Source organism: Actinoallomurus acaciae, assembly GCF_042429965.1.
Classification (GTDB): domain Bacteria; phylum Actinomycetota; class Actinomycetes; order Streptosporangiales; family Streptosporangiaceae; genus Actinoallomurus; species Actinoallomurus acaciae.
The window spans coordinates 1-2,231 of sequence record NZ_JBHLZP010000975.1 but is presented as its reverse complement, the minus strand read 5'-3'; the positions used below and the strand labels follow the sequence as shown (position 1 = coordinate 2,231).

The following is a 2,231-nucleotide window of genomic DNA, read 5'->3' as shown; positions in this document are numbered from 1 at the left end:
CGGCGCGGCCGATCCACCTCCGGCCAGCCACGCGCCTCGGTCAACAGCCGGACGCCACCGGCCGACCAGTCCACCTTCGACGTCGGCGCGTCCACGTGCAGCGTCGCGGGCAGTACACCGTGGCGCAGAGCCTGGACCATCTTGATCACACCGGCGGCACCGGCGGCCGCCTGGGTGTGGCCGATGTTCGACTTGACCGACCCCAGCCACAGCGGCCGGTCCTCCGACCGATCCCGGCCGTAGGTCGCCAGCAGCGCCCGCGCCTCGATCGGATCACCCAGCCGCGTCCCCGTCCCATGACCCTCGACCGCGTCCACATCAACGCTCGACAGACCCGCGTTGGCCAGCGCCTGCCGGATCACCCGCTCCTGCGACGGACCATTCGGCGCGGTCAGCCCATTCGAGGCACCGTCCTGGTTCACCGCCGAACCACGCACCACCGCCAACACCTCATGACCGTTGCGGCGCGCGTCCGACAGGCGCTCCAGTACCAGCACCCCGACACCCTCGGACCAGCCGGTGCCGTCGGCGGCCTCGGCGAACGCCTTGCACCGGCCGTCGGCGGCGAGCGCGCCCTGCCGGGTGAACTCGGCGAACGACGTGGGCCGGGCCATCACGGCCACTCCCCCGGCCAGCGCCAGCGAGGACTCCGAACGCAACGACTGCGCCGCCAGATGCAACGCCACCAACGACGACGAACACGCCGTGTCCACCGTCACCGCCGGCCCCTCCAACCCCAACGCGTACGACACACGACCCGAGGCGACACTGCCCGAGTTGCCCGTCCCCAGATAGCCCTCCAGACCCCCGGGCACCGCATCGAGGTCGGTTGAGTAGTCGTGGTACATCAGGCCGGAGAAGACGCCGACGTCACGCCCGCGTAGGGAGGTCGGATCGACGCCCGCCCGCTCCAGGGCCTCCCACGACACCTCCAGCAACAGCCGCTGCTGCGGGTCCATGGCCAGCGCCTCGCGCGGGGAGATGCCGAAGAAGCCCGCGTCGAAGTCACCGGCGTCGTGCAGGAATCCGCCGCACCGCGTCGCGGACCGCAGGGACTCGAGATCCCAGCCACGGTCGGCGGGGAATTCCGTGATCGCCTCCGCGCCCTGGACGACCAGCCGCCACAGGTCCTCCGGCGAGGAGATCCCACCCGGCAGGCGGCAGGCCATGCCCACGATCGCGACCGGTTCGCCGGACAGGGCGTGCGGCACGGCCACGTTCCCGGCCCCCACCTCGTCGAGCAGCGACGCCCGGAGGTATCGGGCCACGCTGAGCGGGGACGGGTGGTCGAAGGCCAGAGTGGCCGGCAGCGTCAGCCCGGACACGGCGGTCAGCCGGTCGCGCAGCGCGACCGCGGTCACCGAGGTGAGCCCCAGGTCGCGAAAGGCCGCGTCGGCCGGGACGTCGCCGTCGATGTCGAGCAGGCCGGCGACCTCCGCCCGGACCAGCTCCGTCAGCAGCCGGTCGCGGTCGGCCCGGCGGGGCAGTTCCCAGAGCCTCCGGCGCAGTCCCGTGGCCACGCCGTCGTCCACCGCCACCGTACGGGACGGGGCCTCGATCAGCCCGCGCAGCGGGGCGGGGACCTCGTCCGCCCGCACCGCCGCGGGGTCCAGGCGGAACGCGGCGAGACAGGTCTCCCCCGACGCGAGGGCCGCGTCCAACATCGCCGCACGTTCCTGAGCCGTCAGCCGCCCGACTCCCGGCGGCTGGGGACGGTCGTCGCCGTCGAGGGGCCCCACGCTCAGCGACAACGCCGGAAGCCCCTCGGTCGCGCGCCGTCGCGCCAGCGCGTCGAAGGAGGCGCTCAGGGCGGCCTCCTCCTCCCGGCCCGCCGCCCCCAACAGTCCGGTGGCCGGGGAGAGCAGCACGAATGCGTCCAGTCCGGAGCCGGCGGTGAGCTCGGACAGGTTCACCGCCCCGGCCGACGCGGCCGTGGCGTCCTGGGCACCAGGGGCGTGCACGACGGCGCCGATCGGACCACTCGCGGCGAGGGCCGCGGCGAGGACGTCCCGGTCGGTGAGGTCGAGGGGGGCGACGGTGACGCCGACGCCCTGCCCGGTCAGTTCCGCGGCGTCGCGTTCGCCCACGAGCAACAGCTTCCGCACACCGTGGGCTCCGGCCAGGTGCCGGGCGACGGCCGCACCGAGCTCACCGTCCGCGCCGGTGACGAGCACGGTCCGGCCCGCTCCGAACGAGACCGGGGAGCCCCCGCCCGCCACCGTGGCGACGCG

1 protein-coding gene is annotated in these 2,231 nt (G+C 74.3%); it reads right to left on the bottom strand.

The annotated features are described in order from the left end of the window. The coding region (locus tag ACFFNX_RS49525; protein ID WP_378213439.1) for a beta-ketoacyl synthase N-terminal-like domain-containing protein at positions 1 to 2,231 on the bottom strand (2,231 nt) is incomplete at both ends.